Origin of the sequence: Paraburkholderia sp. BR10872, assembly GCF_040965835.1 — a bacterium.
GTDB classification, from domain to species: Bacteria; Pseudomonadota; Gammaproteobacteria; order Burkholderiales; family Burkholderiaceae; genus Paraburkholderia; species Paraburkholderia nodosa_A.
On record NZ_JBFRCN010000029.1, the window covers coordinates 22976 to 42528 of the forward strand.

Below are 19553 nucleotides of genomic sequence, written 5' to 3' on the forward strand. Positions count from 1 at the left end.
CCCGAAAACGCGTCGCGACGCCGCTCAATCCAGTCTGAACACCTTGACCGCGCTGGCGAGCAAGGCCGTCTGGCGATGCTGCTGCTCGACCTGCTCCACCGTGTCGGCGACATGCGCCGCGTTTTCGCGTATCGCCGCGTCGATGTGGGCGATGTTCTCGCCCAGCTGGTCGATGCCCGCGCGCTGCGCGCCGGTGGCCGTCGCCATTTCGTGAACGATGGCCGACAGACGCGTGACGCTTTCGAGCACCTCGCCCACCGTATTGCCCGCGCTTTCGACGAGACCGTTGCCCGTGCGTGCGCGCTCGACCGACTCCCCGATCAGCGCCCGGATCTCCTTCGCAGCCGAGGCGCTGCGCTGGGCCAGCGTGCGGACCTCCTCCGCCACCACGCCGAATCCCCGCCCCTGATCGCCCGCGCGCGCCGCCTCGACCGACGCGTTGAGCGCGAGAATGTTGGTCTGGAACGCGATGCCGTCGATCACGCCGATGATGTCGGTAATGCGTTCGCACGAACGATAAATGTCGCCCATCGTATCGATCACCGCCTTGATCGCCCCGCGCCCCTGGGTCGCGACTTCGCTCGCGGAGCCCGCCAGCTCGCTCGCCGCCATTGCGTGATCGACGCTCTCATGCACGCTTTGCTTGAGCTGCTCCATCGCCGCGACCATGCCTTCCAGAGAATGGCGCTGTTGCTCGGTCCGCTCGGAAAGGACGGCGTTACGCGCGCTGGTTCCTGCTACGGACTCCGAAACTTCACTCACGCTGTCGCGCACCTGCAGCAGCGTTTTACGCACGGCAGCGAGCGTGGCGTGGAATGCGCCGGCCACATCGCTCGCGGGCCGGCTCGTTTGCTCGCCCAGCGTGATGTAACCCGAGGCCTGGCCGATCCCCTCCGACATGGCCGCGAGTTCGCCCGCGATGTTTGCGTCGCGCTCCTGGCGCGCCGAAATCGCCGCGATGAACAAGGTTTGCAGCCAGAGAAACGCCCAGTGCTGCGCCACGACGTCGAAGCCCGTCTGCGAATAGACCCTGACCGGCCACCCCCATGCCTGAAAATAGTTGAACGCGAGTTGCTGGATGGAGATGAAGCCGGTAGCGAGCAGCACCACCTGCACGTCGCGATAGGCGAGCAGCAGCGAGAGCAGGATGAACACGACGAAGTGAAACTCGTCCTGCCCGCCTCCCACGTCGATCAGTAGGGCCGCGCCGCCCATGAAGGTGAGCGCGGAACTCATTCTGGTGATCTTGAGCCCCGGCAACGCAAGCGCGAGCGCCGTGGAAACGAGCGCTAGCGGCAACCCGACGACGAGCACGGGCGTGAGCGCGTCGAAGTGCAAGCCGATCCCCAAGGCGCCCGCCAGAAGAATCCAGTTGACCAGCGCGCAAGCCCTGTCGGCTCGTTTGCGCGCGTTCATGAGCGGGCTTTCGACGGCCGCTACCCGTCGAGCGGCATTGGCTGGGGCGTAGGCCTCGCCAAACGGGGCTTCTGCGAAATTGCTGGGCATGGAATTCTCGACTCCTGATTGACAATGCAACTTATGGCCAGAGTGAGGCAGACAGGCCGAATCACATTACGCAGTTATCGGCAGGCGTACCGGCAGCTAGATAAGGGAAATCCATTGAGGAATTATGGTTGACTTATCATCCAATGTCATTTTGGCGCCAGCCGTTGTAACGGGACCTAACAAAACTGCATCGCCCGGGGATGTTCCGCAGTGCTGTTTTTGTGGCAGGCTAGGTCAATTCGATCGCGAAAAGGCCCTCTACCATGTCCCGAAGCCCGCAATCCGTTTCTGCGTTGTCGTTCGCACGTCCCACCTATGGCTTGACGCTGCGCGTGCTGCACTGGCTGAGCGCGCTATGCATGTTCGTAGTGATCCCGGTGGCGTGGTACATGACGACGATGGACCGTCATGACCCGTCGCACGGCAGTTGGGTGAATTTCCACAAATCGATTGGCCTGACCGTCCTGCTGCTCACGCTGATCCGCGTGGTGACGCGGCTTGCGGGCAATGCGCCGCCGCTGCCGCAACGCATTCCGGCGTTCGAGCAGAAGCTCGCGCATATCGGCCATGGCCTGCTGTATCTGATTCTCTTTGCCATGCCGATCAGTGGATATATCAACTCGTATGGCGGCGGCCATCCGGTGAACTGGTTCTGGCTGTATCAGGTCCCCGCCGTCGTGCCGGCAGACAAGGCGCTCGGCCATCTCGGCTCGAAGATCCACTATTGGCTGGCGTACCTGACGTACGTACTGATCGCCGGGCACGTGCTCGCGGTGATCTACCATCAATTGGTGCAGCGCGTGGACATCCTGGGACGCATGACGGGGCGCGCGGGCAAGCGCTGAGGCGCCGGCCGTCACAACGCCCGTTCGACCGCACCGATCAGCGCCCTCAGCACCCCTTCGATGGGGCGTGAAAGCCGCCGATCGCGCATCGTCATCACACACAGGTTGCGCTGGTTGAGCGTCGGTTCGTCGAAGCGCTTCGCCACCAGCGAAAGATCGTCCGCGAGTCCCGACAGCGAGAGCCGGCTGCCGAGCGTGATCGCGCCCGCCAGCGCAGCGAACGCGTGCAGCGCGCTCGAATTGTTGCTCGTGAGAATGGGTTCGAGCTTGATGCCGTGCCGCGCGCAGCATTCGTCGAATAGCTGGCGCGCCGTGTTGCCGCGTTCGAGCAGCGCGACGGGATAGTCGCGCAGGTCCGCGAGCGTGAGCGAGCGGCGCTGCGCCAGCGGATGCCCCGGATCGAGCAGTGCGCAGACCGGCGCCTGTGCGCTGTACTGCACGTAGACCTTCGCGGGGTCTCCGCTCGAAAACGCCAGCCCCAGGTCCGCCTCGCCCGTGGCCACCCACTGCTCGACCTGCGAAGGCGTACCCGAGCGCAGATTGAAATGCACGTGCGGCGCGGCGGCGTGATGCTGCGCGAGCACGTGGGGCAGAAAAGAGCGCGTAAAGCCCTCCGTGCAGCCGATTCGGACGATGCCGTGCCCGAGCGCCTTGGCCGTGGCGATTTCGGCGAGCACCGCGTCACCCTCCAGCAGCGCACGCCGCGCGTGCTCGGCCAGCCGCTCGCCCGATTCGGTCAGCACCATCCCACGCGGCATGCGCTCGAAGAGCGCCGTCCCCACGTCCTCCTCCAGCTTGCTGATCTGCCGGCTGATCGCCGAGACGGCGACGTGCAGGTTCTCCGAGGCCGCGGCTAGCGACCCGGTGCGCGCGACCTCGACGAAGTAGCGCAAGGCGATTCCATGAAGCATCGGCTTATCCGTTCAGTGGGCGCTTAGTGGGCGTTGTTTGCGTTGCCGTTTCGGCAATGCTATCCGCAAATTTTGAAATTGTTGCGAATTTTTGGCATTCCTAGACTGCTTTCATCCCCTGCACCCAGGCATGAGAGGAGCCCTTTTGATCGAGACCCGACAAACCGCCATCGACCGCGCCGTGCGCATCTATGATTCCGGCGCTTTCTTCGCCGACCTCCAGCGCCGCGTGGGCTTTCGCACTGAAAGCCAGAATCCCGAGCAGGCCCGCGCGCTCGTCGCCTATCTCGCCGACGAGGTGATGCCCTCCCTCTCGTCGCTCGGCTTCACGTGCCGCGTGGTCGAGAATCCCGCAGGCGCGCGCGCGCCGTTTCTGATCGCCGAGCGCATCGAAGACCCCGCGCTTCCGAGTGTGCTGACCTACGGCCACGGCGACGTCGTGCGCGGCTACGACGAGCAGTGGCGCGAGGGTCTCGCGCCCTGGACCGTCACCGTGGAAGGCGACCGCTGGTATGGCCGCGGCACCGCCGACAACAAGGGCCAGCACTCCGTGAACTTCGCCGCGCTCGCCGCGGTGATGGACGCGCGCGGCGGCAAGCTCGGCTACAACGTGAAGGTGATCTTCGAAACCGGCGAGGAAATCGGCTCGCCGGGCCTCGATGCCGTGTGCGCCGCCCATCGCGACACACTTGCGGCGGACGTGTTCATCGCCTCCGACGGCCCCCGCGTGCTGGCCGAACGCCCCACGTTGTTCCTCGGCTCGCGCGGCGGCGTGACGTTCGAACTGCTCGTCGATCTGCGCCGCGGTGCGCATCACTCGGGCAACTGGGGCGGCGCGCTGCGCAATCCAGCCATCGTGCTGTCGCACGCGATCGCGAGCCTCGTCGACCGGCGCGGCGCCATCGCCGTGGACGGGCTGCGTCCGCCGCCCGTGTCCGCAAGCGTGCGCGAGGCGCTTGCCGACATCGTGCTCGGCGGCGACGACGACGCCCCCGCGATCGATCGCGAGTGGGGCGAGCCCGGCCTCACGCCCACCGAGCGCGTGATCGCCTGGAACACACTCGAAGTGCTCGCGTTCAAGACCGGCAACCCCGACGCGCCCGTCAACGCGATCCCGCCCACGGCCAAGGCCACTTGCCAGTTGCGCTTCGTGGTGGGCACGGACGCCGCGCGCGTGGGCGAGCATCTCGAAGCGCACTTCGCGCGGCTCGGCTTTGACGACGTGCAGGTGCGCGTCACGCAGACGTCCGCCGCGACGCGGCTCGACCCCGACGATGCCTGGGTGCACTGGGCGCTCGATTCGCTGCGCGCGTCGACCGGAAAGAAGCCGGCGCTGTTGCCGAACCTCGGCGGCACGGTGCCGAACGACGTATTCGCGTACACGCTCGGCCTGCCGACGCTCTGGGTTCCGCACTCGTATCCGGCCTGCGCGCAGCACGCGCCGAACGAACACCTGCTCGGCTCCGTCGCACGCGAGGCGCTCGCCGTGATGGCCGGACTCTGGTGGGACCTCGGCGACGACGCCGCGCGTCTCGCCGCAAGCCGCGCATCGGCGCAAGCGCAAGCACGCGCGACGCAACCCGCCGACGCCTTCGCCTGACGACCCAATAAAGGTGCATGCCGCCATGTCCGCAAACAACCCGTGAGCCTTGCGAGGCTCGTCATCGCCACCTCCGCCGGCAACGCGCTCGAATGGTTCGACATCGCCATTTACGGGTTCTTCGCGGTGTACATCGGCAAGCACTTCTTTCCGGCGGTCAACGAGACCGTTTCGATGCTGCTCACGTTCGGCACCTTCGGCGCATCGTATCTCGTGCGGCCGCTCGGCGGCGCAGTACTGGGCGCCTATGCCGACCGTAGCGGACGCAAGGCCGCGCTGATGCTCTCGGTCAGCCTCATGATGGTCGGCACGGCGATCATCGCGCTGATTCCCGACTACGCGACGATAGGCCTTGCCGCGCCGCTCGCGGTGTTCGCCGCGCGGCTCATCCAGGGCTTTTCGGCGGGCGGCGAGTTCGGTGCGTCCACGGCCATGCTGATCGAGCATGCGCCGCACCGTCGCGGTTTTCTCGCGAGCTGGCAGTTCGCGACGCAAGGCCTCGCCACGCTGCTCGCGGCCTCGTTCGGCTATGGACTCGCCCGCCTCATGGCGCCCGCCGACCTCGCCGCCTGGGGCTGGCGTCTGCCGTTTTTCTTCGGATTACTGATTGGTCCGGTGGGCCTCTATCTGCGCCGCTTCATTGAAGACGCCGAGGACTTCAAACGCAGCGCGCGTACCGAAACGCCCGTGCGCGAAGTGCTGGGCCAGCAAAAGCGGCTCGTGCTCACGGCGATCGGCCTGATGACTGTTTCGACGGCGGTCAACTATCTGCTGCAATACATTCCCACGTTCGCGATCCGCCAATTGCATCTGCCTGCGGCAACCGGCTTCGCGGCGACGATGGCGGGCGGCGTGATCCTCACCATCGTCACGCCGTTCGCGGGGCATCTGTCCGACCGCATCGGGCGGCGCACGCAGATGACTTGTGTCGCGCTGCTCTTCCTCGCGAGCGCGTACCCGGGCTTCGCCTGGGCGACCGGCCATACGAGTGCGGTTGCGCTCTTCGTGCTGATTGCGTGGCTCGCGCTGCTGAAGTCGATCTATTTCGGCGCCCTGCCCGCGCTCATGGCCGAGATCTTCCCGGCCGCGACGCGCGCCACCGGCATGTCGATCGGCTACAACATCGGCGTGACCGTGTTCGGCGGCTTTACCCCAGCCATCGTCACTTGGATGCTGAGCGCCACCGGCGACAAGAGCGCGCCGAGTTACTGGCTGATTGCGACCGCCATGATCAGTTTGTCCGCGCTGGCGTATGTGAGCCGCGTGCGCGTCACGACCAAGGTTGCGCAGCAGGCGACGGCTTGAATCGAATGCGTGCGGGTCGCTGCTAACGCAGCGGTGATCCACGCGATGCAATGGGCTCGGGCCGGCGAATTTACCGACTGCCAGGCGTTGTTTCCCGGTGTTTTGCATCGCGCTAGACCACGCGAAAGCGGGGAGGGAACGCGAGATGTACGGACAACCCTATTGAAATCAGTGCCATCGCCCATATCGTAGAAATCCGATATATGATTCGGACAGTTACGATGCAGCCTCGATGAAGAATTCCCCTACCATTCCCGCTCTAGACGTCGACGCGATCTGCAAGGCGCTCTCCAATCCGGTGCGCCGCGAGATTCTTGCGTGCCTGCGCGAGCCGCAGGTGCACTTTGGCGACCAGGAGCTGCCGCTCGAAAACGGCGTTTGCGCGGGCAAGATCGACGCGCATTGCGAGCTTTCGCAATCGACGGTGTCCGCGCATCTGGCCGTTTTGCAGAAGGCGGGACTCGTCACGTCCAAACGCGTGGGGCAGTGGGTGTTCTTCAAGCGCAACGAGCCGGTCATCGAGGCGTTTATCGCCCATATGAACGCGCAGTTGTGATGCTTCAGCGACGAAACATCTGCTGAATACGCATCGTCCGTTTCGATTCCTGTATCGCTTTTCAGCCCGCGGGCCGCGCCCGCAGACAAGGTGACCCTACATGGCAACGCTTTTCGACCCCATCCAGATCGGCGACCTCACGCTGCCGAACCGCATCATCATGGCCCCGCTCACGCGTCAACGCGCCGGTGAAGTGCGCGTGCCCAACGAACTCATGGCGAAGTACTACGCCGAACGCGCCACGGCCGGCCTCATCATCAGCGAGGCGACCTCGGTGACGCCGCAAGGCGTCGGCTATGCCGAAACGCCGGGCATCTGGTCGCAGGAGCAAGTGGAAGGCTGGAAGATCGTGACCGATGCGGTGCATGCCGCGGGCGGCCGCATCTTCTTGCAACTGTGGCACGTCGGTCGCGTGTCCGACCCTGTGTTCCTGAACGGCGAACTGCCGGTGGCGCCCAGCGCCATTGCGCCGCAAGGCAACGTGAGCCTCGTGCGTCCGCAACGCGGCTTCGTCACGCCGCGCGCGCTCGCAACCGAAGAGATCGCCGGCGTGATCGCCGCGTTCCGCCAGGGCGCGATCAACGCGAAAGCGGCCGGTTTCGACGGCGTGGAAATTCACGGCGCGAACGGCTATCTGCTCGACCAGTTCCTGCAGGACACCACCAACCAGCGCACGGACGCCTATGGCGGCTCGATCGAAAATCGCGCGCGCCTGCTGCTTGAAATCACCGACGCCTGTATCGATGTGTGGGGCGCGGATCGCGTAGGCATGCACATCGCACCGCGCGGCGACGCTCACACGATGGGCGATTCGAATCCGGCGGCGACGTTCGGGTATGTGGCGCGCGAGCTCGGCAAGCGCAAGATCGCGTTCCTGTTCGCGCGCGAATCGCTTGGCGACAACCGTCTCGGGCCGCAGCTGAAGGCCGAATTCGGCGGTCCGTTCATCGCGAACGAAAAGTTCTCGCTTGAATCGGCGCAAGCGGTGCTCGCGGCAGGCGAAGCCGACGCGGTCGCGTGGGGGCAGCTCTTCATCGCCAACCCCGACCTGCCGCGCCGTTTCGAATTGAACGCGCCGCTCAACGCGCCGAATCCGTCGACGTATTACGCGCGCGGCGAAACGGGCTACACGGACTACCCGTCGCTCGAAACCGCGGCGTAAGGTGACATAAGCAGAGCGCGTGCGGCCCATGGCCGCATGCCATCAGGCGGCCACGGCGCAGACATTCTGTCTCGCCGTGGCCGTTTTTGCGCTGGAAGCCCCGAAAATACAGGGCTCGCGCGAGCAAGCGTCAATGCTCAGACAGTTCACGCTTGTGATGCGCGTATGGCGGTTTTGCGCGATAGGTGGATTCAATTGGTATCCCGCGTCCGGATGTCCTTGAATTGAAACCCGCCTGCCAACCCCACCTCGCTGACCGGAGCCAAGTCATGCCGAAGACCGCCGATGCTTCCGAGATCGTCCATACCATCGCCGAAGAAACCAACACGCCGGAGGAAACGGTCGCGCGCATCTACGCCGACACGCTCAATGAATATCGAGCGCAAGCGCGCATCCAGGACTATCTGCCGCTTTTCGCCGCCCGCAAGACGCGTGCGACGCTGCGGCAAAATGGCACGAAACCGCACTAATCGCCGTCTGTCAGCTTGTCTTTGCGCCGGCCACACGCAGGCCGGCCGCTCCGCCCCACAGCATTTTTCTGGCTGGTGCGCGCCCGCATAGGGCTCGCGCCGGCGCCGCCATCGGCCGTGCCGGTCACACTCGGGCTGCCGGCGCCCAAGCCCTCTCTTAAGGTTGGTTTAATTCTTTGCTGCAAACATAGGCTCAACCCCTGTTGAGCCGCCGGAACATCGGCGGCGTTTTTTTGCGCGGCAAGCTTAGGAGGAGCGAGGTCATGGTTGAAGACGATGTACTAGTGCACCTGCAGTCCCTGCTGCGCGACGGCGCCGCTTCGACGGTCGCGTCGTGCCGGGTGTCCACGCCGCTCCAGCATCCGTGGGGCCGCGCTTACCGGCTCGTCGAATGGACGACGCCGCTCGATGACAGCGCCCGCCGTCAGGTCGTGCCCGCCGAGAGCACGGCGCTCGATATCGCCCGCCTCGTTGCGCAGCACGTGCCCGGCCGCCGCATTCTGCTGAACGGCGAACCCGCTGCAGTCGAACGCCCTCGCTCGCGCCGCCGCCGCGCGTCCGGCGCCGCGAGCGCACGCGCGGCGCGCTAGACGCGCCGCTTCCGGGCGGCGCACAAGAACCGGCGCACGCCGCACCTGCCCCAGCATCTCATCCCACCACGCACCCTTCCCGCACGGGCAGCGTCAAACCACGAGGCGCACCAGCGACGCCTCCAGCTCATCGCTCACACGCGTCATCGGCGCGCGCAGTTCATTGCGGATCCGCCCGCACGCAGCGAGCCCCGCCTTCACCGGGCCCGGATTCGGCTCCGCGAACGCCGCACGCACGAGCGGCACGAGTGTGTGCCAGATCGCGCGCGCATCGGCGAGACGCCCTTCCTGCAACGCGCGCGCCATCCCCACGAAACGCTCCGGCCGCCAATGCGCCGACGCCGCAATTGCCCCGCTCGCGCCCGCGCACATCGCGCCGAACATGTCGATGTCCTCGCCGCAGAGCACCTGCAAACGGCCGTCGAGAATCAGCGCGAGCGTCTTGTCGAGCGAGCCGCCGCAGTCCTTCACCGCGACGATGCGCTCGTGCGCGGCGAGTTCGAGCAGGCTCGGCAACTCGATGCGCACGCCCGTGCGCGCGGGAATGTCGTAGACGATCAGGGGCTTGCGGCTTGCATCGGCGAGCGCCGCGAAGTGGCCGATCACACCCGCCTGCGATGGGCGGATGTAGTAAGGCGCGGCCGCCAGCACGCCCGCGACGGGCTGCTCGTTGAGCGCCGCGATCCGCTCGCAGACGGCCGCCGTGTGATTGCCGCTCACGCCCGCCACGACCGGCAGGCCGCTCGCCGACGCCAGCACGGTGGCGAGCACGTCGTCCGCTTCCGTGTCGCTCAGCGCGGCGGGTTCGCCGGTCGTGCCGAGCGCGACGAAGCCGGCCACGCCGGCCTCGACGTAGTGGCGCACGAGCGCGTCGAGCGACGCATGATCGATTGCACCGGCGTTGAACGGCGTGATGAGCGGAATCCAGATACCCGAAAACTCAGACATGACTTTCCCTTGAACTCGACCGTATGGAAGGTCCGTTCAGCGGTGCGCAGGAGGGAAGCAAGCCGTGAGTGAGGCGGAAGGCAGGGCGCCTTCGACTGGCCGTTCCGTCGCACATCTGACGGAACAGCAGACTCCGGTCAGATGAGCGGCTGTTTTTTGGCTTTGGCTTTCACCCACACCGAAGTGGCCTGCGCGAGCGACGACACCGCGCGCGTGGCGGCGGTGAGATTCGGCAGGTCGTGGCGGAGCGGGTTACGTAGCATGTCGCGCAGTTTAACCCAAGATCGCGCAGTTGCGGGCGGGTGCCAGCAAGCGGCGGGCTGCGCGCGCGGTACGGTCTCACGCGCGCAGAACGGTTTCTCGAGCGCTCCTCCGACAAAAGAACTTGACTTCTCACACCACCGAACTAATATACGCACCGCGTACATTAACCAGAAATCACGGGTGCCAGCATGAGCGTTCCGCAACAAGCCTTCCTCCGTGACGCCATGCGGCGTCTGAACATGACCCGCGACGCATTTGCGAGCCGCATCGGCGTGTCGCGTCGTGCGCTCGACACGTGGCTGCTGCCCGAGGAGTCGCAGGAATCGCGCGCCATGCCGGAGATCGTCGAGCGCTTCGTTTCGGAAATCGTCGGCAACGGCGAGCCGCGCGAAGACTATACGCAAAGCGTAGACTCGGCGCGCTCGCTCGCCAGCCAGATGCAGTTCGAGGGCAAGCCGCAACTGCTCTCCGTCGACCAGTTCTCGCGCGACTCCGTCGAGGCCTTGTTCCGCGTCGCCGACATCATGCAGCCCATCGCGCGCCGCCGGAAAATCTCGCGCGTGCTCGAAGGCGCGGTGCTCGGCAACCTGTTCTTCGAAGCCAGCACGCGTACGCGCGTGAGCTTTGGCGCCGCGTTCTGCCGCCTGGGCGGTTCGGTGTGCGACACGACCGGCTTCACGTTCTCCTCGATGGCCAAGGGCGAATCGATCTACGACACGAGCCGCGTGATGGCCGGCTACGTGGATGCGATGGTGATTCGGCATCCTGATCAAGGCTCGGTGGCCGAATTCGCGCGCGCCGTGAACATCCCCGTGATCAATGGCGGCGACGGTCCCGGCGAGCACCCGAGCCAGGCGCTGCTCGATCTCTACACGATCCAGCGCGAGTTCTCGCGTCTGGGCAAGATCGTCGACGGCGCGCATATCGCGCTCGTGGGCGACCTCAAGTACGGCCGCACGGTGCACTCGCTCGTGAAGCTGCTCGCGCTGTATCGCGGCATCAAGTTCACGCTCATTTCGCCGCCGCAGCTCGAAATGCCGGCGTACATCGTCGACAAGATTTCGACCAACGGCCATGTGGTCGAGCAGACGCACGACCTGCGCGCGGGTCTGCGCGGTGCGGATGTGCTGTACGCCACCCGCATCCAGAAGGAGCGCTTCGCCGACGAGTCGTTCGAAGGCTACACGCCCGAATTCCAGATCAACCAGGCAACGATGGACGAGTGCTGCAGCGCTGAAACGCTCGTGATGCACCCGCTGCCGCGCGATAGCCGCCCGGGCGCCAACGATCTCTCGACCGATCTGAACCACGATCCGCGCCTCGCGATCTTCCGCCAGACCGACAACGGCATTCCGGTGCGCATGGCGATCTTCGCGGTGCTGCTGGGCGTGGAAAATCTCGTGCAGCACTCGATGCGCGACGCTGTCTGGCGTCCGCCTGCCTACCTCGGCCCGGACGACGCCGTGTTCCACGGCATCGACTGAACCTCGCTGCACTCGCAACGTCATCGGCCCGCAAGCGTCAATCGGGCTTGCGGGCCGATTTGTTTATGGCGCGCTCAAGCGCCTTGCGACGTGCAGACGGTCACGCAGATCAGCCCTTCCGCCTTTTCCGCCGCGTCGATCGCGGTCTCCAGCGCATCGAACGGGTGACGCTGGACTTCGATCGCATCGAGCGGCAGTTGCCCGGACTGCACGAGCGCGATCAGCGCACGGTAGTCCGCACCGCTGTACATGAAGTGGCCCATCAACTCCCAGTTGTTGATGAGCATCTCTCCATACTTGATCGGCAGATCCACCTCCATGCTGCCCATCAGCACCATGCGGCCGTTGCGGCGCAGGCTGCGCAGCGCAGCGAGCGTGGCGCCCGGGTCGGTGGCGTGGCCCACCATGTCGAAGGCAAGATCGGCGCCGCCGTTCGCGGCGGCACGGATGGCCTCCACGTCGCGCGCCATCTCACCGCTGAGCGCGACGGTGACCACACGCCCGCCGCCGAGCTTCGCGAGCGGCGCCAGCGCCGCCGCGCGCCGTCCGAGCGCCACCACACGGCCTGCGCCGAGTGCGAGCGCATCGAGCACGGCCGCCGAGCCGAACGCGCCGGCCGCGCCGTTCACCACCACGGTTTCGCCTGCCGCGAGCCGGCCGCGCCGCAGGCCGCCGAACGGCACCACGAGCTTGCCGAGCGCCGCGAGCTGCGCCGAAGGAACATGATCGAGGCCATCGAGCGGAAATACCGTCGAGGCCGGAAACTCAACGGCCTCGCGCAGCGTGCCGTGCGGATAATCGCGGAGCATCGGCCCGCTGTCCGGGCTGATCGCCGTGAGCCCGAGCAGCGCCTGGGCGGGCTCGCGCAGCGCTTCGTCGGCGATCCAGTAGGGGCTCAGCGCCACGCGCTGGCCGACGCGATAGCCGTACACGCCTTCACCGACCGCTAGCACCCGACCGATGCCGTTGGTCCCCGGCGAAAACGGCCCCTGCGGGTAGCCGTAGGGCAGCTTGCCCTGCACGTACTGGCGCGTATAGCTCAGGAGCGGCACGGCCTCCACGCGCACCAGCAGCGCGCCGCGGCGCGGTTCGGGTTGCGGCAAGTCGCGCAGTGCGAGCGGTTGACCGGGTTGATCGAGCATCCAGGCTTTCATGGCTTCTCCTAGTGGAAAGGTGTTCATCGGACGGATTGAACTCTAGGCGAGCGAGACGTATTCTTGAAATCAATCGCCGACATTCCACCCATCACCGTGATTGATCTCTCCGGTATCGACCTCAACCTGCTCGTATCACTCGACGCCCTGCTCGCCGAGTTGAACGTGACGCACGCCGCCGCGCGCTTGAATCTCACGCAGCCGGCTGTTTCGGCGCAGCTTGCCCGGCTGCGCCAACTCTTCGACGATCCGCTGCTCCTTCCCGCCGCCAATGGCCGCGGCATGACCCCCACGGCGCGCGCGCTCGAACTGATGGAGCCGCTGCATGCGGCGCTCAAGACGCTCGAAACGGTGGTGCGCCGCGAGAGCGCCTTCGATCCGTTCACGGGTACACGGCGCTTCGTGGTCGCCGCGAGCGACCAGTGCGTGGCCGTGCTCGGCCTGCCGCTGATGATCGCGTGGCCGCGTCTGGCTGGGCCCGGCTTGCAACTGGCGTTCATCGCGATTGAATCCGGCTCGCTCGCCGAGCGCTTCGAGCGCGGCGAAATCGATTTGCTGCTCGGCTCCGCGCAACAGGTGCCGCCAACACTCAAGGCCAGAAAGCTCTACGACGAACACTTCGTCGTGGCGCAGCGCAAAGGGCACCCGCGCGGCGCAGCCCCGTTCGACCTGGACAGCTATTGCGCGCTCGAGCACGTGCTCGTTTCGACCAGCGGCGCGAGCTTCTTCGGCTTCATGGACGAACATCTCGAAGCGCTCGGCCGACGCCGCCGCGTGGCGCACTCAGTACAGCACTTCACGCTCGTGCCCGAGGTGCTCACTCGCACAGACTACGTGGCAACGCTGCCTTATCGGCTCGCCGCACGCTACCAGGACCGCGTGGATCTGTTCGAGCTGCCGTTCGAGGCACGCGGCTTTTCGATGCATGCGGCATGGCACCCACGCAATCACGCCGATCCGGCGCTCGTGTGGCTGCGCGAGGCCGTGGCTGCGCTGAGCACCGCCGACATGGTTAGCGATCCTCTCGATTGACTCGTGCGCAATTCCTCAGTCGATCGATAAGGCGAATGTCTGCAAGCGCACCGCCGCTGCGGTCTACGGCGTGTCGGAAGGACACCGTACCATTGTGGTCGAGCGTGAAGCACCAGATAGCCAGGCCGACACCTCAACTTTCAGGAAGACCGCGCATAGCGTAGGCGTTGCGCGGAACGACTCGTCGCGCAATCATCTTTCAATACCCTTTTCCCGCCTGCGGCATTGCATTTCTGTCCATGGCGCCAGCTTCGCGCCGGAATGGCGCCAGCCATGCGACAGCGTTGCGCCATCAAGCAATATGCAGCGAAAAATTCACACGTAAGCGCTTTACTTTCGTGTTCGAGAAGTGCACTTTGCAGTTCTGCAGTGCCCGGTCGAGCCACCGCGGCATCGGAATTGCTGCACGAAAGAGGCGCGCCGCTGCGCGACGAAGCCCTGCGCAACGCCGCGCGGCCAGCGCCTGAAGTCCCGGATTATGTACTGTCTTCATCCTGGAGTCCGCAGATCGCCATGTCCAACGAACGTCCCCTCGATGCGCCGTGCGATTGCGACGACGCCTCCCAAGTTTCCCCCTCCCGCGCGCCCGCCGACGTCACCCGCCGCCGCTTCCTGCAATCGGCGGCTGCCGCTGCCGCGTTGAGCGCGACGCCTCATCTGCATGCCCAGAATGCGCCGCCTGCCACCGCCCCCACCGAAGCGCCGCCGCCCGCGCCCGCGCAGCCGGTCAGGCTCGACATCAACGGCCGCGCCTACACGCTGCATATCGAACCGCGCGTCACGCTGCTCGATGCGCTGCGCGACTACGCGGGACTCACCGGCACGAAGAAGGGCTGCGATCGCGGCCAGTGCGGCGCTTGCACGGTGCTCGTCGAAGGACGGCGCATCAACAGTTGCCTCACGCTCGCTGTGATGCACGAAGGCCAGCGCATCACCACGGTCGAAGGGCTCGCGGGCGTGGCCACGCTCAGTCCCGTGCAGCGTGCGTTTATCGAGCACGACGCCTTCCAGTGCGGCTTCTGTACGCCGGGCCAACTGTGTTCGGCCACGGCATGCCTGAGCGAATTCGCGGCAGGCGCAGCGAGCGCCGCTACACCCGACGTGCGCACGCGCCCCGCCCAACTGAGCGATGCCGAAATACGCGAGCGCATGAGCGGCAACATCTGCCGCTGCGGCGCCTATGTCAACATCGTGGCCGCCGTGCGCGACGCGCACACGGCCAGCGCCTGAGTACGGAGGCACACAAATGGATGCCATCTCATACCAGCGCGCCGCCGATGTGAACGGCGCGATTGCCGCCGCGCAGCGTCCCGGTGCGGCGTTCATCGGCGGCGGCACGAATCTGCTCGATCTCATGAAAGGCGGCATCGCGCATCCGGTGACGCTCATCGATATCACGCGCATCGAGGCGCTCGATCAAGTTCAAACGCTGCCCAACGGCGGCCTGCGCATCGGCGCGCTCGTGAGCAACAGCGACGCGGCCAATCACACGCTCGTGCGCACGCGTTACCCGCTGCTCTCGCAGGCGCTGCTCGCCGGCGCGTCGCCGCAGCTGCGCAACATGGCCACCATGGGCGGCAATCTCATGCAACGCACACGCTGCCCGTACTTTTACGATACCGCGTTCGCCCAATGCAACAAGCGTGCGCCCGGCAGCGGCTGTGCAGCGATCGGCGGCTTCAATCGCATGCATGCGATCCTCGGCGCAAGCGCACAATGCGTGGCCGTCAATCCGTCCGATATGAGCGTTGCGCTCGCGGCGCTCGACGCCACCGTGCAAGTGAGCGGACCGGGCGGCGCACGCACCATCCCGTTCGCCTCGTTTCATCGCCTGCCCGGCGACAGGCCCGATCTCGACACGACACTTCAATCAGGTGAACTGATTACCTCGGTCGACCTGCCGCCGCCGTTGTTCAGCGAGCACGCGCACTACCTCAAGATCCGCGACCGCGCGAGCTATGCGTTCGCGCTCGTCTCGGTCGCGAGCGCGCTGCAACTCGACGGCCACCGCATCCGCGCGGCGCACATCGCGCTGGGCGGCGTGGCGCACCGACCGTGGCGCGCGAGCGTGGCGGAACAGCATCTCGCCGGAAAGACGCTCAGCGCGTCGACGCTACGCGAGGCCGCCGCGGCGGAACTCGCGCAGGCGAAGCCGCTGAGCGGCAATGCGTTCAAGGTCGGACTCGCGCAACGCGCGATCATCCGCTCGACGCTGCTCGCCGCCACCGGCACGCAAGGCAACAACACCGGAGATTTCGCATGAGCGCGCTGACCGGACAACCGATGGACCGCATCGACGGCATGCTCAAGGTCACGGGCGGCGCCCTCTACGCGAGCGATTTCCCGGAAACGCGGCTCGCCCATGCCGTGCTCGTGACCAGCACGATTGCGAGCGGCACGATCACGTCGATCGACTCGAGCCGCGCCCAGTCCATGCCCGGCGTGCTGCTCGTCATGACGTACCAGAGCGCGATGCGGCTGCCCAACGGCGGGCGCTCGCCGCTCAAACCACCAGCGGGACGGCACCTCACGCTGCTACAGGACAACGTCGTGCGCTACAGCAACGAGCCCGTTGCAGTCGTGGTTGCCGACACGCTGGAACACGCCACCGATGCCGCGCGTCACGTCGACATCGCCTACGCGCCGACGCAGGCCACGCTCGACTTCAATCGCGCGAAAGGCGACGCGCACGCGCCGCCCAGCCCAATGGGGCGCCCGGTCGAATCGACGCGCGGCAACGTCGAAGCCGGGTTGCATGAAGGCGCGGTGCGCTTCGATGCCGTCTACACCACGCCCACGCAATTCCATAACCCGATGGAGCCGCACGCGACGATGGCGCACTGGGACGGCCCGGATCTCACGCTCTACGACGCCACCCAGGGCGTGAGCGGCGCGCGCGACGCGGTGGCGGCCGTGTTCGGCATCGCGCCGGACAACGTGCGCGTGATTTCGCCGTTCCTCGGCGGCGGCTTCGGCTGCAAGGGTTCGTCGTGGTCGCACGTGAGCCTGTGCGCAATGGCCGCGAAGCAGACGGGACGCCCCGTGAGGCTCGCGCTCGCTCGGCCGCAGATGTTCGGCCCCGTCGGCTCGCGCCCGCACACGGAGCAGCATCTGTCGCTCGCCGCGCGCCCGGACGGCACGCTCACGGGCCTGCGCCACGACACGCTGGCCCACACGTCCACCTTCGAAGACTGGCTCGAGATGTGCGGCCTCGTCACGCGCATGATGTACGCGGTGCCCAATTGCAGCACGAGCCATCGTGTCGTACCCCTGAATGTCGGCACACCGACCTTCATGCGCGCGCCCGGTGAAACCACCGGCTCGTTCGCGCTTGAATCGGCCATGGACGAGCTGGCGTGGCAACTGAAAATGGACCCGGTTGCGCTGCGCCTGAAGAACTACGCGGAAAGCGAGCCGCAGGACGGCAAGCCGTGGTCGTCGAAAGCGCTGCGCCAGTGTTACGAGGCGGGCGCTCAACGCTTCAACTGGTCACGGCGCATCGCCACGCCGCGCGCCATGCGCAACGGCAACACGCTCATCGGCCTCGGCATGGCGAGCGCGACCTATCCCGCGAACCGCAGCGAAGCCGCCGCCGTGGCGCGCATCCTGCCCGACGGCAACGCGATAGTCGCGTCGGGCACCCAGGACATCGGCACCGGCACCTACACGGTGATGACCCAGGTGGCCGCCGACGCGCTGGGCTTCCCGCCCAACCGCATCCGCTTCGCGCTGGGCGATTCGACCTTGCCGATCGCGCCGGTTTCGGGCGGCTCGCAGTCGGCGGCGAGTGTCTCGCCCGCCGTGCAGGCCGCGTGCATGGCCGTACGCGACAAGCTCATTGCGCTCGCGCGCGCCGATCGCGGCTCGCCCGTCTACGGACTCGCCGCCGACGACGTGACCGTGCAGGACGGCTGGGTCGTAAGCCGCAGCGACAGCTCGCGACGCGACCCGGCCGCCGCCGTCATCGCACGCGCGGGCGGCCAGCCGCTCGAGGCGCAGGTCGCGACGAAGCCAGGCGCCGAGAAGCAGCAGTATGCGTTTCACTCATTCGGCGCGGTATTCGCCGAAGTGCACGTCGATGCCGATACCGGCACGATGCGCGTGGCGCACATCGTCGGCGCGTACGACGTGGGACGCGTGCTCAACGAAAAAACGGCACGCAGCCAGTTGATGGGCGGCATGGTATGGGGCGTGGGCACGGCCCTGCACGAAGAGGGCCTCTTCGACACGCGCGTGGGCCGCATTGCCAACAACAATCTCGCGGAATATCACGTGCCCGTGAACGCGGACATCGGCGAGCTGGACGTGCTGTTCGTCGGCGAACCCGATCTGCGCTTCAATCCGCTTGGCGTGCGCGGCATCGGCGAGATCGGCATTACCGGCGTGCCGGCGGCGATTGCGAATGCCGTGTATCACGCCACGGGCGTGCGCGTACGCGATTTGCCGATTACGCTCGACAAGGTCGTTCCACAGATGAATTCGCTTGTGTGACCGGCACCGGTCTGCACCCGCATAGTGCATGCGCAGTCGGCAAATGCAGGACAGAGCAAGGCCTATGCCGCGCGCGGGGCTTGCCTCACGCGCGCTTGCGCCGCACAATCACTGCTCACCCTCTTCGCGGCGTATCACAGCCATGGCCTATGCTTCGTTCGCCACCGGCGTGTTGCTCGCCGCCGGCACCGGTTCGCGCTTCGATCCCAACGGACTGCGCAACAAGCTCCTCGCTCCCCTCCCTGAAGGCACATGCGTCGCGCGCGAATCCGCGCAACGGCTGCTACGCGTCGTACCCAAAGTGATCGCCGTTGTCCGTCCCGGGGCGGAAACACTCGCGCATGTGCTCAACGACGCGGGCTGCGAGGTGGTGTTCGCCCCCGACGCCGCGCGCGGCATGGGCGCGAGCCTCGCTGCGGGCGTGGAAACCGATCATGAAGCGGAAAGCTGGATCGTCGCGCTGGCCGACATGCCCTGCATTGCCGTCGAATCGATCGAAGCCGTGGCGCGCACACTGGATGGCGGCGCGTCGCTCGTCGCGCCGTTCTATCGCGGGCAGCGCGGACATCCGGTGGGCTTCGGCTACGCGCATCGCGCAGCGCTCGTCGCGCTCGACGGCGACGCGGGCGCACGCGCCCTGCTGAGCACCCACCCGCTCACACGCATCGAAGTCGACGATCCGGGCATTCTGCGCGACGTCGACACGCCGGCCGACCTCGACGGGCTCTGATTCGCACGCACTCGCGCGCGGCGATTGTTCAATTGCGAGTGCCAGGCATGCAATCGATCGCCTACGCTATAGGTTGACGCGCACCACACGTCCGCACGCTTTAGCGCAAGAGGACCTCGCGATGATCTGCTCGCACACGAATCCGCTTCCCGATCCACTCGCCGATCCGACACGGGACCCCGAACGCGACCCGCTCACCCCACCGGCACCGGGCCATCACAAGGACGAACCGCAGCAGCCCGAGGGGCCGCCGGACAAGGACCCCGTGTGATCGCACGCCCGGCCGCTGCGGCCAGGCATCGCGTCTCATGGTCGTAGCGGCGCTCGCGACGACATCTCGCAAGCGCCACGTCCGCTTCTGCGCGCTCCGCGCTTCTTCCGCCCCCATATCCTCGCCTTTCGCAAAGCTTGCGCCTTCGACGGTCGATCCGTAGAATGCAAACGATTCCTATTTGCAGTATTTTTCAAGATTGCCGTGAGCCCAATCGTGATTGCGTTCGCCCCC

At 66.4% G+C, this 19553-nt stretch carries 18 protein-coding genes and 1 pseudogene; 14 read left to right on the forward strand and 5 right to left on the reverse strand.

Features of this window, described 5'->3' with window-relative positions:
* Positions 1 to 24 precede the first annotated feature (24 nt).
* On the reverse strand, positions 25 to 1506 hold the full coding sequence (locus AB4Y43_RS22110) for a methyl-accepting chemotaxis protein (RefSeq protein WP_368728779.1): 1482 nt from the start codon (positions 1504 to 1506) through the stop codon (positions 25 to 27).
* A gap of 263 nt (positions 1507 to 1769) precedes the next feature.
* Here AB4Y43_RS22110 and AB4Y43_RS22115 point away from each other — a divergent pair, with 263 nt between their 5' ends.
* Positions 1770 to 2351 (forward strand): cytochrome b, encoded by a 582-nt coding sequence (locus AB4Y43_RS22115; protein ID WP_083245009.1) that lies wholly within the window; start codon positions 1770 to 1772, stop codon positions 2349 to 2351.
* A gap of 11 nt (positions 2352 to 2362) precedes the next feature.
* Here the strand turns inward: AB4Y43_RS22115 and AB4Y43_RS22120 are convergent, their stop codons facing one another.
* A complete protein-coding gene (locus tag AB4Y43_RS22120) occupies positions 2363 to 3262 on the reverse strand; it encodes a LysR family transcriptional regulator (protein WP_368728780.1) in 900 nt (299 codons plus the stop codon).
* A 130-nt stretch (positions 3263 to 3392) separates the two neighbouring features.
* Between AB4Y43_RS22120 and AB4Y43_RS22125 the strand changes: the two genes are divergently transcribed.
* The 6 genes and pseudogenes from AB4Y43_RS22125 to AB4Y43_RS22150 all read left to right on the forward strand — a co-directional run.
* Positions 3393 to 4862 carry a M20 family metallopeptidase gene (locus tag AB4Y43_RS22125; protein ID WP_368728781.1) on the forward strand — a complete coding sequence of 490 codons (1470 nt, stop codon included), beginning with the start codon at positions 3393 to 3395 and terminating at the stop codon, positions 4860 to 4862.
* A gap of 42 nt (positions 4863 to 4904) precedes the next feature.
* Positions 4905 to 6167 carry an MFS transporter gene (locus AB4Y43_RS22130; protein WP_368728782.1) on the forward strand — a complete coding sequence of 421 codons (1263 nt, stop codon included), beginning with the start codon at positions 4905 to 4907 and terminating at the stop codon, positions 6165 to 6167.
* A 232-nt stretch (positions 6168 to 6399) separates the two neighbouring features.
* Complete coding sequence (locus tag AB4Y43_RS22135; protein WP_368728783.1) at positions 6400 to 6723, forward strand: ArsR/SmtB family transcription factor; 324 nt, start codon at positions 6400 to 6402, stop codon at positions 6721 to 6723.
* 100 nt (positions 6724 to 6823) lie between these two features.
* The gene (locus AB4Y43_RS22140) at positions 6824 to 7885 is read left to right on the forward strand and encodes an alkene reductase (protein ID WP_069261792.1); all 1062 of its coding nucleotides are present in this window, start codon (positions 6824 to 6826) and stop codon (positions 7883 to 7885) included.
* Between the two features lie 269 nt (positions 7886 to 8154).
* Positions 8155 to 8355: a DUF3562 domain-containing protein gene (locus tag AB4Y43_RS22145; RefSeq protein WP_028202533.1), complete on the forward strand. Its 201-nt coding sequence runs from the start codon at positions 8155 to 8157 to the stop codon at positions 8353 to 8355.
* Between the two features lie 263 nt (positions 8356 to 8618).
* Positions 8619 to 8849, forward strand: a pseudogene (locus AB4Y43_RS22150) (DUF2866 domain-containing protein); the annotation flags it as partial.
* A 189-nt stretch (positions 8850 to 9038) separates the two neighbouring features.
* Here the strand turns inward: AB4Y43_RS22150 and dapA are convergent.
* Both dapA and AB4Y43_RS22160 read right to left on the reverse strand, forming a co-directional pair.
* The gene (dapA, locus tag AB4Y43_RS22155; RefSeq protein WP_368728784.1) at positions 9039 to 9893 is read right to left on the reverse strand and encodes a 4-hydroxy-tetrahydrodipicolinate synthase; all 855 of its coding nucleotides are present in this window, start codon (positions 9891 to 9893) and stop codon (positions 9039 to 9041) included.
* Positions 9894 to 10030: 137 nt separating this feature from the next.
* On the reverse strand, positions 10031 to 10156 hold the full coding sequence (locus AB4Y43_RS22160; protein WP_256094458.1) for a hypothetical protein: 126 nt from the start codon (positions 10154 to 10156) through the stop codon (positions 10031 to 10033).
* 189 nt (positions 10157 to 10345) lie between these two features.
* On the opposite strand from AB4Y43_RS22160, the gene AB4Y43_RS22165 reads away from it, so the two are divergent.
* Positions 10346 to 11641 carry an aspartate carbamoyltransferase gene (locus AB4Y43_RS22165; RefSeq protein ID WP_368728785.1) on the forward strand — a complete coding sequence of 432 codons (1296 nt, stop codon included), beginning with the start codon at positions 10346 to 10348 and terminating at the stop codon, positions 11639 to 11641.
* Positions 11642 to 11715: 74 nt separating this feature from the next.
* Here the strand turns inward: AB4Y43_RS22165 and AB4Y43_RS22170 are convergent, their stop codons facing one another.
* A complete protein-coding gene (locus tag AB4Y43_RS22170) occupies positions 11716 to 12795 on the reverse strand; it encodes a zinc-binding dehydrogenase (RefSeq protein ID WP_368728786.1) in 1080 nt (359 codons plus the stop codon).
* Positions 12796 to 12858: 63 nt separating this feature from the next.
* On the opposite strand from AB4Y43_RS22170, the gene AB4Y43_RS22175 reads away from it, so the two are divergent.
* From AB4Y43_RS22175 to AB4Y43_RS22200, 6 genes are all read left to right on the forward strand, one after another.
* A complete protein-coding gene (locus tag AB4Y43_RS22175; protein WP_368728787.1) occupies positions 12859 to 13827 on the forward strand; it encodes a LysR family transcriptional regulator in 969 nt (322 codons plus the stop codon).
* A gap of 513 nt (positions 13828 to 14340) precedes the next feature.
* Positions 14341 to 15057, forward strand: coding sequence for a (2Fe-2S)-binding protein (locus tag AB4Y43_RS22180; RefSeq protein WP_368728788.1), 717 nt, complete (start codon positions 14341 to 14343; stop codon positions 15055 to 15057).
* Positions 15058 to 15073: 16 nt separating this feature from the next.
* Entirely contained in the window at positions 15074 to 16090 is a 1017-nt protein-coding gene (locus AB4Y43_RS22185) for a xanthine dehydrogenase family protein subunit M (RefSeq protein ID WP_368728789.1), read from the forward strand.
* A complete protein-coding gene (locus AB4Y43_RS22190; protein ID WP_368728790.1) occupies positions 16087 to 18318 on the forward strand; it encodes a xanthine dehydrogenase family protein molybdopterin-binding subunit in 2232 nt (743 codons plus the stop codon). Before AB4Y43_RS22185 ends, AB4Y43_RS22190 begins: the two co-directional genes overlap by 4 nt.
* A 142-nt stretch (positions 18319 to 18460) precedes the next feature.
* Entirely contained in the window at positions 18461 to 19048 is a 588-nt protein-coding gene (locus tag AB4Y43_RS22195; protein WP_069261784.1) for an NTP transferase domain-containing protein, read from the forward strand.
* 121 nt (positions 19049 to 19169) lie between these two features.
* On the forward strand, positions 19170 to 19319 hold the full coding sequence (locus AB4Y43_RS22200; RefSeq protein WP_176732810.1) for a hypothetical protein: 150 nt from the start codon (positions 19170 to 19172) through the stop codon (positions 19317 to 19319).
* Positions 19320 to 19553 lie beyond the last annotated feature (234 nt).